This window comes from Caulobacter sp. ALps2, assembly GCF_058681635.1.
Map to the genome: position 1 here is coordinate 2,609,295 of NZ_CM178743.1, position 16,075 is coordinate 2,625,369.

The window sequence follows — 16,075 nt, forward strand, 5'->3', positions numbered from 1 at the left end:
CCGCTCGCGAGCGGTGAGGGGATCAAGGGAGTCGCGAAAGCGGCTCCCTTTTCTTTTGGCGTCGCGCGGTGCGGCAATGGGTCCCGATCGCTAGCCACACGGGAAGCCTTGGCGAGTCAGCAACTTCGGCGATAGGGTCTGTTACCCGACGGGGACGGAGCCGAACAATGGCCGAAGCGCGTAAGCTTACCCCAGGCGACAAATCCACCCGCGGTCAGCGGGCGGTCGCCAAGCGTTCAACCAAGGCGGCGGTGGTCGACGCGCGTTACCGCGCGATCGTCGACACGGCCGTCGACGCCATCGTCGTGATCGACGAGCGTGGCAAGGTGGAGGCGTTCAATCCCGCCGCCGAGCGCCTGTTTGGCTACAAGGCCGCCGAGATGGTCGGCCAGAACGTCAACCGACTGATGCCCGAACCCTATCACGGCGAGCACGACGGTTATCTGTCGCGCTATCGCGAGACCGGGGAGCGGCGGATCATCGGCATAGGTCGCGAGGTGAGCGGCCTGCGCAGCGATGGCGCGACCTTTCCGCTGGAGCTATCGATCGCCGAGTGGTGGGACCACGACAAGCGCTTCTTCACCGGCGTCATGCGCGACGTCACCGATCGCCGGCGCGCCGAGGAATTGCAGCGCCTGATGATCAACGAGCTGAACCACCGGGTGAAAAACACCCTGGCCACGGTGCAATCGGTCGCGGGCCAGACCCTGCGCAACGCCGAGGACATGGAAGACGCCCGCGACAGCCTGACCCGCCGCCTGCTGGCCCTGGCGCGCGGCCACGACATCCTCACCCGTGAGAGCTGGGACGGAGCGGAGCTGGTCGATGTCGTCGAATCGGTCGTGGCCGCGCACGGCGATACGGAACGTTTCCTGGTGGATGGTCCGGCCGTGCGCCTCGCGCCCAAGGCGGCCCTGGCCCTGTCGATGGCCTTACACGAACTGATGACCAACGCGGCCAAGTACGGCGCGCTCTCCAACGCGGAAGGCCGGGTGCGGCTCACCTGGCGGCGGACCAAGAGCGACCCCGGCCAGCGCCTGCAATTGAGGTGGGAGGAAACCGATGGGCCGCCAGTCAGCACGCCGAGACGCCAAGGCTTCGGCACCCGCCTCATTACCGGCGGCCTGGCCCGCGAACTCGGGGGCGAGGTCCGCCTCGACTATCCGTCAGGGGGCGTCGTCTGCGAGATCGATGCGCAGCTCTCTCGGACCGGCGAGTCGAACCGTTTCATCCGCGGCGCGGCCTGATCCTCTACGCATCCTCGTCGTCGAGGACGAACTGTTCGTGGCCATGCTGGTCGAGGACCTGCTGGGCGACCTGGGCTGCCGGATCGTCGGCCCGGCCGCGTCCGCCACCGAGGCCGTGCGGGCCGCGGAGACCGAGGTCTTCGACTTCGCCCTGCTGGACGTGAACCTGGGCGATGGCGAGACGTCGTTTCCGGCGGCGGAAATCCTGCGCCAGCGCGGCGTGCCATTCGCCTTTGTCACCGGTTATGGCGAGCAGGGCGTGCGTCCCGACCTCCGCGACGCGCCGGTGCTGTCCAAACCCATCGATCCGGTCCGCCTGACCCGCCTGATCGAAGGACTGCGTTCAAAATCGTGAGGCGTCGGCCGGGCCTGGACCGCGACGTGTTCTCGCTTCCGGGCGTGTGAAGACCCCGATCGTGCTGAGCGGCGTCAAAATCGAATGGCGTGGGGCCGAACTCTCGCCATGCGCTCGCGTTACCCCTGACCGCGAAGTTCAGGAGCCGCCCATGCATATCGCCGCCGCCTTCGTCCTGTCCCTTCTCGCCGCCGGTTCCGCCCAGGCCGCCTCCGCCGACTGGCGCGCCGACGCCAAGCGAGCCGACATCCGCAGGCTGGAGCGGCTGGACGAGGCCTGGGACGCGGCTCTGTCGCAGGCGCGCGCCGATGGCCACGGCCGGGCGCTGCGGGCCTTGGGCGCGCTGGCCGATCCTCGCGTCTCCCTGGCTCGCCCGCGGCCGACCCCAGGCCAATACCGCTGCCGCGCGATCAAGCTGGGCTCGCCGGGCGGCGGGCCGTCCTATATCGCGTATGGCTGGTTCTGCTGCCGGGTCGAGCTGACCCCCGGCGGCGACCTGATCCTGGAGAAGACCACCGGCTCGCAACGCCAGGCCGGCGCCCTCTATCCGGAGGTGTCCCGGCGCCTGGTGTTTCTCGGCGCGGTGTCCTGGGGAACCGGCGAAGGCCGCGCCCGCTACGGCCGCGATCCCGACCGCGACCAGGTGGGCGTGTTCGAACGCGTGGGGGCGGGCCAGTACCGCCTGGCCCTGCCGTGGCCCAAGCAGGAGTCGAAGCTCGATATCCTGGAGCTTCGACGCTGATGACAATCCGGTAAGGCGAAGCGCTGCTGGTTGCGTCGTTTGGATCGGCCGCCGATAAGCTTGTGTCGAATTGGAAACATCCGCCGAGCCCATGGCCCTTCGCAGACTGACCGTTCCGCTGTTCCTGGCCGCGGCCGCCATGCTGGGCGGCTGCGCCTACAATGCCGACCTGGGCCGCGATCAGCTGTTGATCGTCAATGACGACAGCCTGGTCGGCGAAGGCGAGAAGGCCTGGGCCGACACACTGCGGACCAGCTACGTCTCCAAGGAGCCGCGCAAGAACGCCCGGGTCCAGGCGGTCGGCCAGCGGGTGATCACCGCGGCGGGCCTGGCCAACCGGCCCTGGGACTACGCCGTGTTCCTGGACGAGGCCCCGAACGCCTTCGTGCTGCCGGGCGGCCATGTCGGTGTGACGGTCGGCCTCTTGGCCCTGGTCGAGAACGACGACCAGCTGGCCGCCGTGATCGGCCACGAGGCCGGCCACGTCGTCGCCCGCCACGCCGCCGAGCGCGTCTCCCAGGAGCGAACCTCCAAGATTCTGCTGGGCATCGCCGGCGCCGCGGCTGGCGGCACCGACTTCGGCAAGCTCCTGAAGGACCACGGCGATGACGCGGCCAAGTTCGGCGTGCTGTTGCCGTTCTCGCGCAGGCAGGAACTGGAGGCCGACAAGCTGGGCGTCGACTTCATGGCCCGTGCTGGTTATCGGCCGCGCGAGGCCGTCGCTCTGTGGCGCAACATGCAGGCCCAGGACGCTCAACCCGGTCAGTCCGGCGGCGGCGATCTGGGCTCGACCCACCCATCCGACGCCGTTCGGATTTCCGAACTCGAACGTTATCTCGCCGGCCGAGGCTGGTAGGTCTTGTGTGGCCGATGGGCCACACCTAAATGCCCCATCGGAGCGCGTTGTGCTTGATCAAGGCAGCGCGTCCAGATCCGCCTAGGAAGGGGACACCATGAACATCGATCTTTATTCGGACCGCGCCAAACAGGCGGTCCAGTCGGCCCAGAGTCTGGCCTTGGCCCGTGGCCACCAGCAGTTCGCGCCCGAACACATCCTCAAGGTCCTGCTCGAGGAGAAGGACGGCCTGAGCCGCGCCCTGATCCAGAGCGCCGGCGGCCGCCCCGACCAGCTGGACGGCGGCGTCGAGACCCTGCTGGCCAAGACCCCCCGCGTCGACGGCGCCGGCGGCCAGCTGTACATGAAGCCCGACACGGCCCGCGTCTTCGCCGAGGCCGAGAAGGGCGCCAAGGCGGCGGGCGACGCCTTCGTCACCACCGAGCGCCTGCTGATCGCCATCGCCAAGGAAGGCGCGGACGCGGCCAAGCTCTTCAAGGAGGCCGGCGTCTCGGCCCAGGCTCTGGAAACCGCCGCCAACGCCATCCGCAAGGGCCGCACCGCCGACAGCGCCAACGCCGAGGAAGGCTATGAGGCGCTCAAGCGTTACGCCCGCGACCTGACCCAGGCCGCCCGCGACGGCAAGCTGGACCCCGTGATCGGCCGCGACGAAGAGATCCGCCGCACGATCCAGGTCCTGTCGCGCCGCACCAAGAACAACCCCGTCCTGATCGGCGAGCCCGGCGTCGGCAAGACCGCCATCGTCGAGGGCCTGGCCCTGCGCATCGTCAATGGCGACGTGCCCGAAAGCCTGAAGGACAAGAAGCTGCTGTCGCTGGACATGGGCAGCCTGATCGCGGGCGCGAAATATCGCGGCGAGTTCGAGGAGCGCCTGAAGGCCGTGCTGGCCGAGACCACGGCCGCCGAGGGCTCGATCATCCTGTTCATCGACGAGATGCACACCCTGGTCGGGGCCGGCAAGGGCGACGGGGCGATGGACGCCTCCAACCTCCTGAAGCCCGCCCTGGCGCGCGGCGAGCTGCACTGCGTCGGCGCCACCACGCTGGACGAGTACCGCAAGCACGTCGAGAAGGACGCGGCCCTGGCTCGTCGCTTCCAGCCGGTGTTCGTCGGCGAGCCCACGGTCGAGGACACCATCTCGATCCTGCGCGGCCTGAAGGAGAAGTACGAGGTCCACCACGGGGTGCGCATCTCGGACTCGGCCCTGGTCGCGGCCGCCACGCTCAGCAACCGCTACATCGCCGACCGCTTCCTGCCCGACAAGGCGATCGACCTGATGGACGAGGCCTCCAGCCGCGTGCGCATGGCGATCGACTCAAAGCCCGAGGAGCTGGACGAGATCGACCGCCGCCTGGTGCAGCTGAAGATCGAACGCGAGGCTCTTTCGAAGGAAACCGACGCGGCCTCCAAGCATCGCCTGGAGAACCTCGAGGTCGAAGTGGACGACCTGCAGTTCCGCAGCGACGAGATGACCGCCAAGTGGAAGGCCGAGAAGGAAAAGGTCGGCGGCGCCGCGCAAGCCCGTGAAGCGCTCGACCGTCTGCGCGCCGACCTGGCCAACGCCCAGCGCGCCGGCGACTTCGCCCGCGCCGGCCAGATCCAGTACGGCGAGATCCCGGCCCTGGAACGCCGCCTGGCCGAGGCCGAGGAAGGCGACACCCAGGCCCTGACGCCGGAAGTCGTCGACGCCGAGCAGATCGCCGCCGTGGTCAGCCGCTGGACCGGCGTGCCGGTCGAGAAGATGCTGGAAGGCGAGCGCGAGAAGCTGCTGAAGATGGAGGACGAACTGCGCGGTCGCGTGGTTGGCCAGGACGAGGCGCTGACCGCCGTGTCCGACGCCGTCCGCCGCGCGCGGGCCGGCCTGCACGACCCGACCAAGCCGATTGGCTCGTTCCTGTTCCTGGGTCCGACGGGCGTGGGCAAGACCGAGCTGACCAAGAGCCTGGCCGAGTTCCTGTTCGCCGACGAGCACGCCATCACCCGGATGGACATGTCCGAATATATGGAAAAGCACTCGGTCAGCCGCCTGATCGGCGCGCCTCCCGGCTATGTCGGCTACGACGAGGGCGGGGCGCTGACGGAAGCCGTCCGTCGCCGTCCGTACCAGGTGGTGCTGTTCGACGAGATCGAGAAGGCCCACCCGGACGTCTTCAACGTGCTGCTGCAGGTGCTGGACGACGGTCGCCTGACCGATGGCCAGGGCCGCACGGTCGACTTCCGCAACACGCTGATCATCATGACCAGCAACCTCGGCGCCGAATTCCTGGCCAACCAGGAAGAGGGTGAAGACGTGGAAGCCGTCCGGCCGCTGGTGATGAACATGGTGCGCGGCCACTTCCGCCCCGAGTTCCTCAACCGGATCGACGAGATCATTCTGTTCAAGCGCCTGTCGCGCGCGCACATGGGCGATATCGTCACGATCCAGCTGAAGCGGGTCGAGAAGCTGCTGGCCGACCGTCGCATGACGCTGTCGATCGACGCCGAGGCCCTGAACTGGATCGCCGACAAGGGCTACGACCCGGTCTATGGCGCGCGTCCCTTGAAGCGCGTGATCCAGAAGGAACTGATCGACCCGATCGCCCGCAAGCTGCTGGCCGGCGAGATCGAGGACGGCGGCGTCATCGCCGTCGGGGTCGAGGATGGCCAGCTGTCGTTTGGAAAAGCGACGCTGCAGTAGAACCTCATCCCTCTCCCCTCGCGGGAGAGGGGGCCCCGGCGAAAGCCGGGGTCGGGTGAGCAACTATGTTGTTGATGTGGTTTGCATGGTCCAAGGCTGCTGTCTGGCCAGAACGAGGTTGGCGGCCTCGATGAGCTTTCGCATGACGGCGACGATGGCGACCTTTGGGGGCTTGCCGGCCTTGAGCAGGCGGCTGGCGAAGGCCTTGAAGCCTGGGTCGCAGCGCTTGGCGGCGATGGCGGCGAGATAGAGCATTCGGCGGGGTCGGTTTCGACCGCCTCCAATGAAGCTCTGGCCTTTCCATTGACCCGATTGCCGGTCGAACGGGGCGACGCCGAGCAAGGCGGCCGGCTGGCCGCGCCGCATGGCGCCAAGCTCGGGCATGCGGATCACCAGGCTGGCGGCGACGATCGGCCCGACGCCGGGCAGCGACAGCAGCAGGCGGTAGCGCGCCAGAAGATCGGCGCGGGCCTTGATCCGAACGAGGATCTCGGCGGCCAGTCTGGCCTTGAGACGCGACAGGCTCTGGATCTGCTCGCCCATCGCCTCGACCAGATCCGGCAGGTCGACGTGCTCCATGAAGGTCTTCAGCTCGGCGGCCTGGTCGGTAATCTGCTCATAGGCGGTCAAGCGTTGGGCCAGTTCGACCAAGCGCGGGTCCTGGGCGGCTCGAACCGCCTCGACCTGGGCTGTCGCCGCCGCGATCAGGGCCGCGTCCAGCCGGTCGGTCTTGGCCTTCCAGCGCTTGAGCCGAGCAAAGAGCCGAACCTCCAGCGGCTGGTGGACGATCACCTCAAAGCCCGCCGCCTCCAGCCTCGACCGCGCCGCCCGCTCGTAGCCGGCCGTCGCCTCCAACCCCGCCCGGACCACGCCTTGCTCGACCAGCCAGGCGATCAGCGCCGCCAGGCCCGCCTCGTCGTTGCCGAACCGACGCGCCTCCTCCTGGCCGTGGATCGCCACGTCCAGCCAAGACTTGCCCACATCGATCCCGGCGATTGTCGTGTTACGCTGCACCCGTTCCATCGACCCATCCTTGTGGCTTCGGACCCATCCGTCCCTGCAACCATCCGGGTCATGAAACGTCGGCGGCGGCCCTGCTCACCCTCAGCGCCCAACGCTCAGGGGCTATCGGCCCCTCCGCCGACTGCCCGCTTGGCGTTGGCGCGCCAGGCGGGCGTCCCGGAAGACCGCAACACCTTACGACAATCGCCCACAGACAAGGGGGTGAAGATCGTATCCGCCGCGACTGGCCCTGCCGCTGGTCGCGGCGGTTTCGTTTGCGCGACCCCTCATCCGTCGCCCGCGGCGACACCTTCTCCCGCAAGGGGAGAAGGGGGCTTTGAGGCCCGGCTCTTTTTCTTCGCGCCGCGTCGGGTTATTCCCTCGCATGGCCAAAACCACCAAGCTCACCGTCGAGTTCGACATCGATATCGATGGCGCCCCCTATGTCTGGCGTCTGCACCGCTTGCCGCAGTGGAACTACGACCCGTCGGAGCGCCACGGCAAGGTGATCGCCGCCCGCCACAAGGAAGGCCAGCGCGAGGCGCTGATCGAGTTCCCGCCCGGCCCCAAGCCCAAGTTCAGCGCCCCGCCCCTGAAGCCCTCGCAGATCCCCGTCCGCATCGTCGCCAAGGCCATCGCCTCGGCCATCGAGGCCGGCTGGGAGCCGCTGTCGCGGGGAAAACCGGTGGTGATCTACGTGGACGAGGAGGGGGCGTAAGGGCGTCGGGATTTCAGCCCGCATAACGCCTCGTGACTTACGCCTCGCCCGTGCTCTTAAGCACTCGCGAATAGAGTGAACTGAAAGGACGACGACATGGCCTTGCTCGACGAACTCAAAGCTGACCAACTCGCGGCGCGCAAGCTGAACGACCGTCTGAAAGCCGACGTGCTCACCACATTGATCGGCGAAGCCACGCAGATCACGACCGAAGAATTCAAGCGCGGGGTGACCGAAGTCACCGATGAAAAGGTTGTCGCGACCGTCGCGAAGTTCTTGAAGAACACGAAGCTGACGCTGGAAAACCTCGCGACCGAACGCGCGCGTCTGATCGAAGCCGCTGGCGATGTGTCGAAGGTGGACGAGCGGACCAAGGCGGCTGAAACCGAACTGGCGATCCTGTCCTCGTACGGCCCAAAGCAGATGACGGAGTCGGAACTGCGCGAGGCCATCAACGACTTCCGCGCCAAGAACCCCGGCGCCAACGTCGGGACGATCATGGCCCACCTGAAGACCAGCTTCGGCGGCCGGTACGACGGCAAGGCGGCCAGCGCGTTGGCCAAGGCTTGAATTGAGCGCGACCGAGCAGTCTCGCGGTAAATCCGAGCCGGCTCGGCCGATGTAGGAGCTGAACGGCCGCGGCTAGGCGCTGCTGGCGTTGGGCGACAACAAGGCCGCGATCGCCGTCCTCAAGCAGGGCGCCGAGATTTACCCCGCCCGCAGCCCCGCCATCATCACGCTGAGCAGGCGTCGCGCGCCGATGTCCCAGCCGGGTTGTTCGTAGCCGATGCTGAGGCCGCTCATCATGCGCAGGATGTCCTCGAAGCCGATGTCGGCGCGGATGTCGCCGGCGGCGTGGGCGGCTTCGGTCAGGCGTTGCAAGGCCGGCAGGATGGTCGCGCCGGCGCTGGCGTAGACGCGCGAGCCTTCGCCCGGGTCGGCCTGCAGGGCGGGGGCCACGACGCGCTTGGTGGCCATGTAGTCGATCAGCAGGTCCAGCCAGGCCTCCAGCGCCTCGCCCGCCGGGCGGCTGGCCAGCAGGTCGTCGGCCGCCCGCGCCAGCTGGTCCAGCGCTCGCGCATAGACCGCCGCCACCAGGGCCTCGCGGGTGGGGAAGTGGCGATAGAGCGTGCCGATGCCGACGCCGGCCCGGCGGGCGATGTCCTCCAGCGGGGCTTCCGCGCCCGTCTCGGCGAAGGCGGTCTTGGCCGCGCTCAGCAGCAGGTCGCGGTTGCGCAGGCTGTCGGCGCGCGGCTTCCGGGCCTTGATCTCAGATTCTTCAGGCATCGATCTTGAAAAGTGGAGGCTGCCTCCGAATATGTATCCGGAGCCTTCCTCCACTTATCCTCCGGATCGGCTCGCACAACAACCCTGCAAGGGATCGAGAGAGTCATGAGCAATCCATTCGGCGCGCAATCCACCACCGACCAGGTCCTGGCCGGCGTCGACCTCACGGGCAAGCGGGTGCTGGTCACCGGCGTGTCGGCCGGACTGGGCGTCGAGACCGCCCGCGCCCTGGCCGCCCACGGCGCCGACGTGGTCGGCGCGGCTCGCGACCTGGCCAAGGCCGAGGGCGCGACCGCCGTCGTGCGCGAGGCGGCCGCCAAAAGCGGCGGCTCGCTGTCGCTGATCGAACTGGACCTGGCCAGCCTGGCCAGCGTCCGCGCCGCCGCCGACGCCCTGGTCGCGGACGGCCGAGGCTTCGATATCGTCATCGCCAACGCCGGCGTCATGGCCACGCCGTTCGGCAAGACCGTCGACGGTTTCGAGACCCAGTTCGGGACCAACCATCTGGGCCACTTCGTATTCATCAACCGCATCGCCAGCCTGCTGAAGGCCGGGTCGCGGGTGGTGTCGCTGGCCTCGTCGGGCCACCGCTTCTCGGACGTCAATCTGGAGGACCCGACCTTCGAGACCACCGAGTACGCGCCGTTCGTCGCCTATGGCCGTTCCAAGACCGCCAACATCCTGTTCGCCGTCGAGTTCGACCGCCGTCACAAGGATCGCGGCGTGCGCGCCGTGGCCGTGCATCCGGGCGGCATCCAGACCGAACTGGCCCGTCACCTGGATCCGGCCTTCCTTCAGGGCATGATCGACAGCCTGAACGCCGAGGCCGCCGCCAAGGGCGAGGACGCCTTCCAGTGGAAGACCATCCCGCGGGGCGCGGCCACCAGCGTCTGGGCCGGCGTCGTCGCCCCGGCCGAGGAGGTCGGCGGCCTCTATTGCGAGGACTGCCACGTCGCCAAGCGGGTCGAGGACGCCTCGGAAGTCCGCGCCGGCGTCCGTGGCTACGCGCTTGATCCGGCCAACGCCCAGGCCCTGTGGGCGCTGAGCGAGAAGATGGTCGGCGAGACGTTCTAGAGGCTAGCGGCCGATCTCGACCTTCGCCGCCACGCCGGCCGCCGGGGCCAGGCCCGGGCGCGAGACCGGCTGGCCGCCGCCGATCCACAGGTCGGCGGCGCCGGGGGCGACGCTCTTCTTGCCCTCGGCGTCGACCGTGGCGAAGGCGGCCGCGTCCAGGGCGAAGGTCAGCTTGCGCGTTTCGCCTTTCTTCAGGGTGACCCGCTGGAAACCCTTCAGGGCCCGCGCCGGGGCGCCGGCGACGCCGGGGCGGGTGACGTACAGCTGGGCCACCTCGTCGCCGTCACGGCCGCCCGCGTTGGTGACGTCGACGCTGACGGTCAGCGGCTGGCCGGCCTTGACCTTGGCGGCGCTCAGCACCGGCTTGCCGTACTTGAAGCTGGTGTAGGACAGGCCGTAGCCGAACGGATACAGCGCCTCGCCCGTGAAGTAGCGATAGGTGCGGCCGGCCATCGTGTAGTCCTTGAACGGCGGCAGCTGGTCGGCCGAGCGGTAGAAGGTCACCGGCAGGCGGCCGGCCGGGCTGAAGTCACCGGCCAGCAGACCCGCGACCGCCTTGCCGCCTTCGCCGCCGGGATACCAGGCCTCGACGATCGCCGGGACGGTCTTGTCGGCCCAGTTCACCGCCATGGCCGAGCCGTTGACCAGCACCAGCACCGTGGGCTTGCCGGTCGCGACGAGGCCCTCCAGCAGCGTCTGTTGCGGGCCGGGCAGGTCCAGGCTGGTGCGGTCGCCGCCGGCGAAGCCGGGCGCGTGGACCGGCATCTCCTCGCCCTCGACGCGGGCCGACAGGCCGCCCACGAAGACGATCAGGTCGGCGTCCTTGGTCGCGGCGATGGCCGTGTCGGCATTGTCGGCGGGCTGGCTCCAGGTCAGGCGCTGGCCGCCGCGATTGCTGTCCTGACGCGCCTCGATGGTGATGGCGTAGGCCTTGCCGGCGGTCAGCATCACGGTCTGGGCCTGGCCCGGATCTTGGATCGTGTCCCAGGCTTCGGCGACCGGCCGGCCGTCGATCATGATGCGCCAGCCGCGCTCGCCATCCATGGAGAAGCTGTGCGGGCCGCTTTGCGTCGGCGTGACAAAGCCGCTCCAGCGGATCGAGGCTTGCCGCGCGGTCCGCGTCGGCCAGCCCCAGCGGAAGTTGGCGTTGGCGTCGACGCGGGTGGCGATCGGCGCGCCGGCCAGCTCTAGCCCCGCGAACTCCTCGACCTTCAGGCCCTTGGCCGCGCAGGCGGCGTCCTGGCAGAAGATCGTGTCCGGCGCCGGCGCGCTGGGCGGACCGATCAGGCCCGTGCCCGCGACATAGGTCACCTTGGCGTCGGGGAAGCGCTCGCGGATCCCGGCCAGCACCGTGATCGGCTTGGACGGCGTGCCGTTATAGTTGCCGACCAGGGCGTCGACGCTGTCGGCATTGGGACCGATCACGGCGATCGACTTCGGCGCGGTCTTCAGCGGCAGCAGGCCGTCGTTCTTCAGCAGCACCATGGCCTTCTGGGCGGCCTTCAGGGCCAGGGCGCGGTGAGCCGGGGTGTCGTTGTCGGCGGCGGTGATCTTGCCCCAGGGACCCGAGCCGGGCGGATCGAACAGGCCCAGGCGCATGCGGCCCTCGAACAGGCGGCGGGCGGCCTGGTCGACCTCGGCCTCGGTCGCCAGGCCCGCGCGCACGGCCTCCACGATGGCGGGCGCCTCGACGCCGTTGGCCCCGCCGAAGTCGCACAGCAGGTCGGTGCCGGCCTTGACCGTGACGGCGAAGGCCTCGGCGGCGGTCTTCCGGTAGGCGTGCGAGGTCGGCAGGTAGACGTCGGCGATGGCGGCGCAGTCCGAGACCACGTGGCCGTCGAACTTCCACTGACCGCGCAGCCTGTCCTTCAGCAGCATGTCGCTGGCGCAGGCCGGCTGGCCGTCGACGGCGTTGTAGGCGCACATCACCGACTGGGCCTTGGCCTTGGTCACCAGCACCTCGAAGGCCGGCAGGTAGGTGTCTTCAAGATCGTGGCGCGAGGGGTGGATGTCATCACGATGGCGGTCGGCCTCTGGGCCGCTGTGCACGGCGAAGTGCTTGGCCATGGCCAGGGTCTTCAGGTGGTTCAGGTCAGGGCCTTGCAGCCCCTCGACGAAGGCCGAGCCCAGGGTCGCGGTCAGGTGCGGGTCCTCGCCCCAGGTTTCCTGGCCCCGGCCCCAGCGTGGGTCGCGGAAGATGTTGATGTTGGGCGACCAGACCGTCAGGCCGCGATACTGGGCCGTCGAGCCGTCAGGCGCGACCTTCTCCACGTATTTGGCGCGGAACTCGGTGGCGATGGTGTCGGCCACCTCGTGGATGAAGGGCTCGTCCCAGGTCGCGGCCAGGCCGATCGCCTGCGGAAAGACCGTGGCCTCGCCGGCCCGGGCCACGCCGTGCAGGCCCTCGTTCCACCAGTTGTAGGCGGGGACGCTTAGGCGCGGGATGGCCGGCGCGGCGTGGCGCAGCTGCGCGGCCTTCTCCTCCAGCGTCATGCGCGCGACGAGATCGGCGGCGCGCTGGGCGGCGGGCAGTTTGGGATCCTGATAGGGGAGGGTCTGAGCCGTCGCGGACGAGGCGATAGCCAATACCAGCAAGGATGGCGCGATCAGCGACGGCGCGATGGTCTTCAGCATGGTCGATTTCCTCCCCGTCCCGGTTTGATCACCGGTGTCAGCGCGGGGAAGCTAGCAGAAAAGTTACCGGTAACAAGAGCGGCCTCTACCGTCGCTTCAGCTTCCTCAGCGCCGCTTGCATCGCCGCCGCCTGAGCGGCCGGCGGCTTTTCGCTATCCGGACGGTCGAAGGCTTCTTGGATCATGGCCGGCAGCTGGCGGAGCTTTTGTTGCGGGACCATGGCGGCGACCTTGCGGACCTCGGCCGCCATCTGGCCGCACAGCCGGGCCTTGTCGCGGGCCTTGGCGATCACGGCCGGGTCGTTGGTGGACTCGGCGAGCGCCCAGGCGGCGTCGAGGGCCGCCATCAGCTTGGCTTGCAGGTCGGCGCACCAGGTGGAGGGGGTTTGGGGCTGGCTCATGGGAAGATCATGAGGGCGCGCGGAGGGGTGGGGACAGGAAACGGATGTTTTTGGGTAAGGGGTTGTGGGGTAACGGAAACGTCGGTGACTGGGCGGGGATAGGCACGGGAATTCCCCTCTCCCCTCGCGGGAGAGGGGGGGCCGCGAAGCGGGTCGGGTGAGGGGGCGAAAGCCGGATCCGCCGCGCGACCCCTCATCCGTCGGCTCCGCCGACACCTTCTCCCGCACGGGGAGAAGGGGGAGGAGAGCCCTGTGGATAACTTTCTACCGTCCGAATCCCGCCGCCACGACCGCCCGCGCCACGTCGGCCAGCACCGCGTTGCGCGCGTCGTCATCCGAGCTCCCCCGATCATGGAAGCTCGCGATCAGCACCGGCTTGCGCCCCGGCGGCCAGGCGATGGCCACGTCGTTGGTGGTGTCCTTGCCGTTGTTGCCGGTCTTGTCGCCGACCCGCCAACCCTTGGGCAGGCCCGCCCGCAGGCGCTTGTCGCCGGTCTTGTTGGCGACGACCCAGGCGGTCAGCTGTTTCCGTGAGGCGGGGGAGAGGGCGTCGCCCAGCAGCAGGGTCTTCCAGGTATCGGTGATCGCCGTCGGCGTGGTGGTGTCGCGCGGATCGTCTGGAGCGCCGGTGTTCAGCTCGGGCTCGAGGCGGTCGCCGCGGGTGGTCTGGTCGCCGATGGCGCGCAGGAAGCGCGTCAGGGCGGCCGGACCGCCGTCGCCCGGACCCAGGGCCTCGAACAGCAGGTTGGCGGCGGCGTTGTCGCTGACCGTGATCGTCGCCGCGCACAGGGCGGCGATGGTCATGCCGTCCTCGACATGTCTCTCGACCACGGGCGAATTGCCCATCAGCACCTCGCGGCCGTAGGAGATCCGGCGATCCAGGCGCTCGCGGCCCTGGTCGACGCGGCGCAGAATGGCGGCCGAAAGCGGCAGCTTGATCGTGCTGCACATGCGGAAGCGTTCGTCGCCGCGCCAGGCGAACCGGCGGCCCGTGTGGGTGTCCAGCACCGCGACGCCCAGGCGTCCGCCGCTGCGCTGCTCCAATTCGTTAATACGTGAGCTAAGGGCGGAGGGCGGCGTGCTGCTGAACAGGGCAGCCTTCGACAGTGTGGGCATGACAACAGGCGCGGCCGCCAGGGCCGTTAAGAACTTGCGACGGTGGAACATGGGTGGGGTCTCCTTGCCCGCCGAACCTGCCGGGGGCTGGCCTCCGCCGCAAACGACGATACCTTGGCGGACCCATTAGTTCAGCTAGGGTCATCCTTAATGAGCCGCGCCCAGTTGCCCTTGAACGCCCTGCGCGCCTTCGAAGCTTCGGCCCGGCACCTGTCGTTCACGCGGGCGGCGATCGAGCTGTGCGTGACCCAGGCCGCCGTCAGCCACCAGGTGAAGGGGCTGGAGGCCCGTCTGGGCGCGGCCCTGTTCCGCCGCCTGCCGCGTGGCCTGGCCCTGACCGACGAGGGCCTCGCTTTGCTGCCCAGCGTGCGGGACTCGTTCGACCGGCTGGACGACGTGCTGGCGCGGTTCGAGGGGGGCCGGGTGCTGGAGGTGCTGAGCGTCGGGGTCGTGGGCACCTTCGCGGTGGGCTGGCTGCTGCCGCGCCTGCCGGCCTTCCGCGAGGCCCATCCATTCGTCGACCTGCGGCTCTTCACCAACAACAACCGCACCGACCTGGCGGGGGAGGGGCTGGACTGCGCGGTGCGGTTCGGCGACGGGGCCTGGCATGGCGCCGAGGCGGTTCCCCTCGTCGAGGCCCCGATGAGCCCGCTGTGCGCCCCGGCCCTGGCCGAGCGGATCGCCGAGCCGACCGATCTGTTCGGCGAGACCCTGCTGCGCAGCTACCGCGCCGCCGATTGGCCCGACTGGTTCGCCGCCGCCGGCCTGTCGCCGCCGCCCATCCGCGGGCCGGTGTTCGACAGCTCCTGGGTGATGGTCGAGGCGGCCATGCAAGGATTGGGGGTGGCGTTGGCGCCGCCAATGATGTTTGCTCGCGATCTGGGGCAGGGGCGCCTTGTGCGGCCGTTCCCGACTCAGGTCAGCGCTGGCCGTTACTGGCTGACCTGGCTGAAGTCCAAGGCCCCGACGCCCGCTCTGAAGGCCTTCCAGGCGTGGCTTTCCAGCACTGAAAATCAATAAAGAATTTTCGGAACCAAACGCCGGAAACGGCGCTTGCGCGCGGTTCTATAGGCATCGGAAAACGTCACCATATCAAAGGCATAGCTTGGCTCGGAAGCGCCGGAATCATGCCCATCTTTGGCCAAGTTCGGCTGCCCGATTTGGTCCTGCGAGCGTTGCAGGACGCCTCGCCTCACACGAGGTCTTCCCGCTCTCGAGTTCATCGCGAGCGGACAAGAGGACCTTTCAGATCAGGCAGGAGAGCCTGCTTTCCCAGCTCGAAACGAACTGGGGCAGGCTCGACGGACGAGATGGAAACAATGATAGCAAGCACGAAGACGATGATGGTCGCCGCCGCCCTGGTGATGGGCGGCCTGTCGGTCAGCGGCTGCGCCACCAAGAAGTACGTCAACACTCAGGTTGGCGCCGTCAATGAGCGGGTCAGCGCTCACGACACCCAGATCGGCGAGTTGGACAAGACCTCGAAGGACGCGCTCGATCGCGCCATCGCGGCCGGCAAGCTGGCCGAGGGCAAGTTCCAGTACGCCCTGGTGCTGAGCGATGACTCGGTGAAGTTCCCGGTCAACGCCGCGACCCTGTCGCCGGAAGCCGAGCAGCGTCTGGCGGAGTTCACCGAGAAGCTGAAAAGCGACAACAAGAACGTGTACCTGGAAATCCAGGGCCACACCGACAACTCGGGCTCGAAGGAATACAATGACGAGCTCGGCGAGAAGCGCGCCGAGACCGTCCGCAAGTTCCTCAGCGGCCACGGCGTCGCCCTGAACCGGATGGCGACGATTTCCTACGGCCAGGAAGCCCCGGTCGCCCCGAACGAAACGCGCGAAGGCCGGGCTCAGAACCGCCGCGTGGTCGTGATGGTGCTCAGCTAGTTTCGCGTTCCAGGCGGGTTCCCACTGGTGCGCATCAACCCAGTAGGAAACCGTCAGGGCGGACTCGCCGGCGCGGGA

The 16,075-nt window shown here is 68.6% G+C and carries 15 protein-coding genes; 10 read left to right on the forward strand and 5 right to left on the reverse strand.

Translation table 11 applies throughout. The features are described from left to right. Positions 1–167: 167 nt before the first annotated feature. From ACW173_RS12440 to clpB, 5 genes are all read left to right on the forward strand, one after another. On the forward strand, positions 168–1,247 hold the full coding sequence (locus ACW173_RS12440; RefSeq protein ID WP_492085774.1) for a sensor histidine kinase: 1,080 nt from the start codon (positions 168–170) through the stop codon (positions 1,245–1,247). Beyond that, on the forward strand, positions 1,192–1,602 hold the full coding sequence (locus tag ACW173_RS12445; RefSeq protein WP_492085778.1) for a response regulator: 411 nt from the start codon (positions 1,192–1,194) through the stop codon (positions 1,600–1,602). Before ACW173_RS12440 ends, ACW173_RS12445 begins: the two co-directional genes overlap by 56 nt. Before the next feature lie 151 nt (positions 1,603–1,753). Further along, complete coding sequence (locus tag ACW173_RS12450; protein ID WP_492085780.1) at positions 1,754–2,344, forward strand: DUF4893 domain-containing protein; 591 nt, start codon at positions 1,754–1,756, stop codon at positions 2,342–2,344. Between the two features lie 91 nt (positions 2,345–2,435). Further along, entirely contained in the window at positions 2,436–3,200 is a 765-nt protein-coding gene (locus ACW173_RS12455) for a M48 family metallopeptidase (RefSeq protein WP_492085783.1), read from the forward strand. 97 nt (positions 3,201–3,297) lie between these two features. Beyond that, complete coding sequence (clpB, locus tag ACW173_RS12460; RefSeq protein ID WP_492085785.1) at positions 3,298–5,877, forward strand: ATP-dependent chaperone ClpB; 2,580 nt, start codon at positions 3,298–3,300, stop codon at positions 5,875–5,877. Positions 5,878–5,940: 63 nt separating this feature from the next. Here clpB and ACW173_RS12465 read toward each other — a convergent pair whose 3' ends face one another. Continuing rightward, positions 5,941–6,900, reverse strand: a complete 960-nt coding sequence (locus tag ACW173_RS12465) for an IS110 family RNA-guided transposase (protein ID WP_492081387.1) — start codon at positions 6,898–6,900, stop codon at positions 5,941–5,943. Positions 6,901–7,264: 364 nt separating this feature from the next. On the opposite strand from ACW173_RS12465, the gene ACW173_RS12470 reads away from it, so the two are divergent. Then, positions 7,265–7,597, forward strand: a complete 333-nt coding sequence (locus ACW173_RS12470; protein ID WP_492085788.1) for a hypothetical protein — start codon at positions 7,265–7,267, stop codon at positions 7,595–7,597. Positions 7,598–7,693: 96 nt separating this feature from the next. Continuing rightward, entirely contained in the window at positions 7,694–8,167 is a 474-nt protein-coding gene (locus tag ACW173_RS12475) for a GatB/YqeY domain-containing protein (RefSeq protein ID WP_492085790.1), read from the forward strand. Between the two features lie 138 nt (positions 8,168–8,305). Here the strand turns inward: ACW173_RS12475 and ACW173_RS12480 are convergent, their stop codons facing one another. After that, the gene (locus tag ACW173_RS12480; RefSeq protein WP_492085792.1) at positions 8,306–8,884 is read right to left on the reverse strand and encodes a TetR/AcrR family transcriptional regulator; all 579 of its coding nucleotides are present in this window, start codon (positions 8,882–8,884) and stop codon (positions 8,306–8,308) included. Positions 8,885–8,989: 105 nt separating this feature from the next. On the opposite strand from ACW173_RS12480, the gene ACW173_RS12485 reads away from it, so the two are divergent. After that, entirely contained in the window at positions 8,990–9,958 is a 969-nt protein-coding gene (locus ACW173_RS12485; RefSeq protein WP_492085794.1) for an SDR family NAD(P)-dependent oxidoreductase, read from the forward strand. Between the two features lie 3 nt (positions 9,959–9,961). Here the strand turns inward: ACW173_RS12485 and ACW173_RS12490 are convergent, their stop codons facing one another. From ACW173_RS12490 to bla, 3 genes are all read right to left on the reverse strand, one after another. Further along, positions 9,962–12,592 carry a glycoside hydrolase family 3 C-terminal domain-containing protein gene (locus tag ACW173_RS12490; protein WP_492085796.1) on the reverse strand — a complete coding sequence of 877 codons (2,631 nt, stop codon included), beginning with the start codon at positions 12,590–12,592 and terminating at the stop codon, positions 9,962–9,964. Positions 12,593–12,677: 85 nt separating this feature from the next. Next, positions 12,678–12,992 carry a hypothetical protein gene (locus ACW173_RS12495; RefSeq protein ID WP_492085797.1) on the reverse strand — a complete coding sequence of 105 codons (315 nt, stop codon included), beginning with the start codon at positions 12,990–12,992 and terminating at the stop codon, positions 12,678–12,680. Positions 12,993–13,256: 264 nt separating this feature from the next. Then, positions 13,257–14,159: a class A beta-lactamase gene (gene bla, locus ACW173_RS12500; protein ID WP_492085798.1), complete on the reverse strand. Its 903-nt coding sequence runs from the start codon at positions 14,157–14,159 to the stop codon at positions 13,257–13,259. 99 nt (positions 14,160–14,258) lie between these two features. On the opposite strand from bla, the gene ACW173_RS12505 reads away from it, so the two are divergent. Both ACW173_RS12505 and ACW173_RS12510 read left to right on the forward strand, forming a co-directional pair. Beyond that, positions 14,259–15,128, forward strand: a complete 870-nt coding sequence (locus ACW173_RS12505) for a LysR family transcriptional regulator (protein ID WP_492085799.1) — start codon at positions 14,259–14,261, stop codon at positions 15,126–15,128. Positions 15,129–15,427: 299 nt separating this feature from the next. Next, a complete protein-coding gene (locus ACW173_RS12510) occupies positions 15,428–15,997 on the forward strand; it encodes an OmpA family protein (protein WP_492085801.1) in 570 nt (189 codons plus the stop codon). Positions 15,998–16,075: the final 78 nt, after the last annotated feature.

Excerpts from the sequence above, each read along its gene's own strand:
- ACW173_RS12510 (WP_492085801.1), top strand. The coding sequence starts at position 15,428 with ATGATAGCAAGCACGAAGACGATGATGGTCGCCGCCGCCCTGGTGATG.
- clpB (WP_492085785.1), top strand. The coding sequence starts at position 3,298 with ATGAACATCGATCTTTATTCGGACCGCGCCAAACAGGCGGTCCAGTCG.
- ACW173_RS12470 (WP_492085788.1), top strand. The coding sequence starts at position 7,265 with ATGGCCAAAACCACCAAGCTCACCGTCGAGTTCGACATCGATATCGAT.
- ACW173_RS12495 (WP_492085797.1), bottom strand. The coding sequence starts at position 12,992 with ATGAGCCAGCCCCAAACCCCCTCCACCTGGTGCGCCGACCTGCAAGCC.
- ACW173_RS12440 (WP_492085774.1), top strand. The coding sequence starts at position 168 with ATGGCCGAAGCGCGTAAGCTTACCCCAGGCGACAAATCCACCCGCGGT.
- ACW173_RS12450 (WP_492085780.1), top strand. The coding sequence starts at position 1,754 with ATGCATATCGCCGCCGCCTTCGTCCTGTCCCTTCTCGCCGCCGGTTCC.
- ACW173_RS12485 (WP_492085794.1), top strand. The coding sequence starts at position 8,990 with ATGAGCAATCCATTCGGCGCGCAATCCACCACCGACCAGGTCCTGGCC.
- ACW173_RS12505 (WP_492085799.1), top strand. The coding sequence starts at position 14,259 with ATGAGCCGCGCCCAGTTGCCCTTGAACGCCCTGCGCGCCTTCGAAGCT.
- ACW173_RS12445 (WP_492085778.1), top strand. The coding sequence starts at position 1,192 with ATGCGCAGCTCTCTCGGACCGGCGAGTCGAACCGTTTCATCCGCGGCG.
- ACW173_RS12465 (WP_492081387.1), bottom strand. The coding sequence starts at position 6,900 with ATGGAACGGGTGCAGCGTAACACGACAATCGCCGGGATCGATGTGGGC.
- bla (WP_492085798.1), bottom strand. The coding sequence starts at position 14,159 with ATGTTCCACCGTCGCAAGTTCTTAACGGCCCTGGCGGCCGCGCCTGTT.
- ACW173_RS12480 (WP_492085792.1), bottom strand. The coding sequence starts at position 8,884 with ATGCCTGAAGAATCTGAGATCAAGGCCCGGAAGCCGCGCGCCGACAGC.
- ACW173_RS12455 (WP_492085783.1), top strand. The coding sequence starts at position 2,436 with ATGGCCCTTCGCAGACTGACCGTTCCGCTGTTCCTGGCCGCGGCCGCC.
- ACW173_RS12475 (WP_492085790.1), top strand. The coding sequence starts at position 7,694 with ATGGCCTTGCTCGACGAACTCAAAGCTGACCAACTCGCGGCGCGCAAG.
- ACW173_RS12490 (WP_492085796.1), bottom strand. The coding sequence starts at position 12,592 with ATGCTGAAGACCATCGCGCCGTCGCTGATCGCGCCATCCTTGCTGGTA.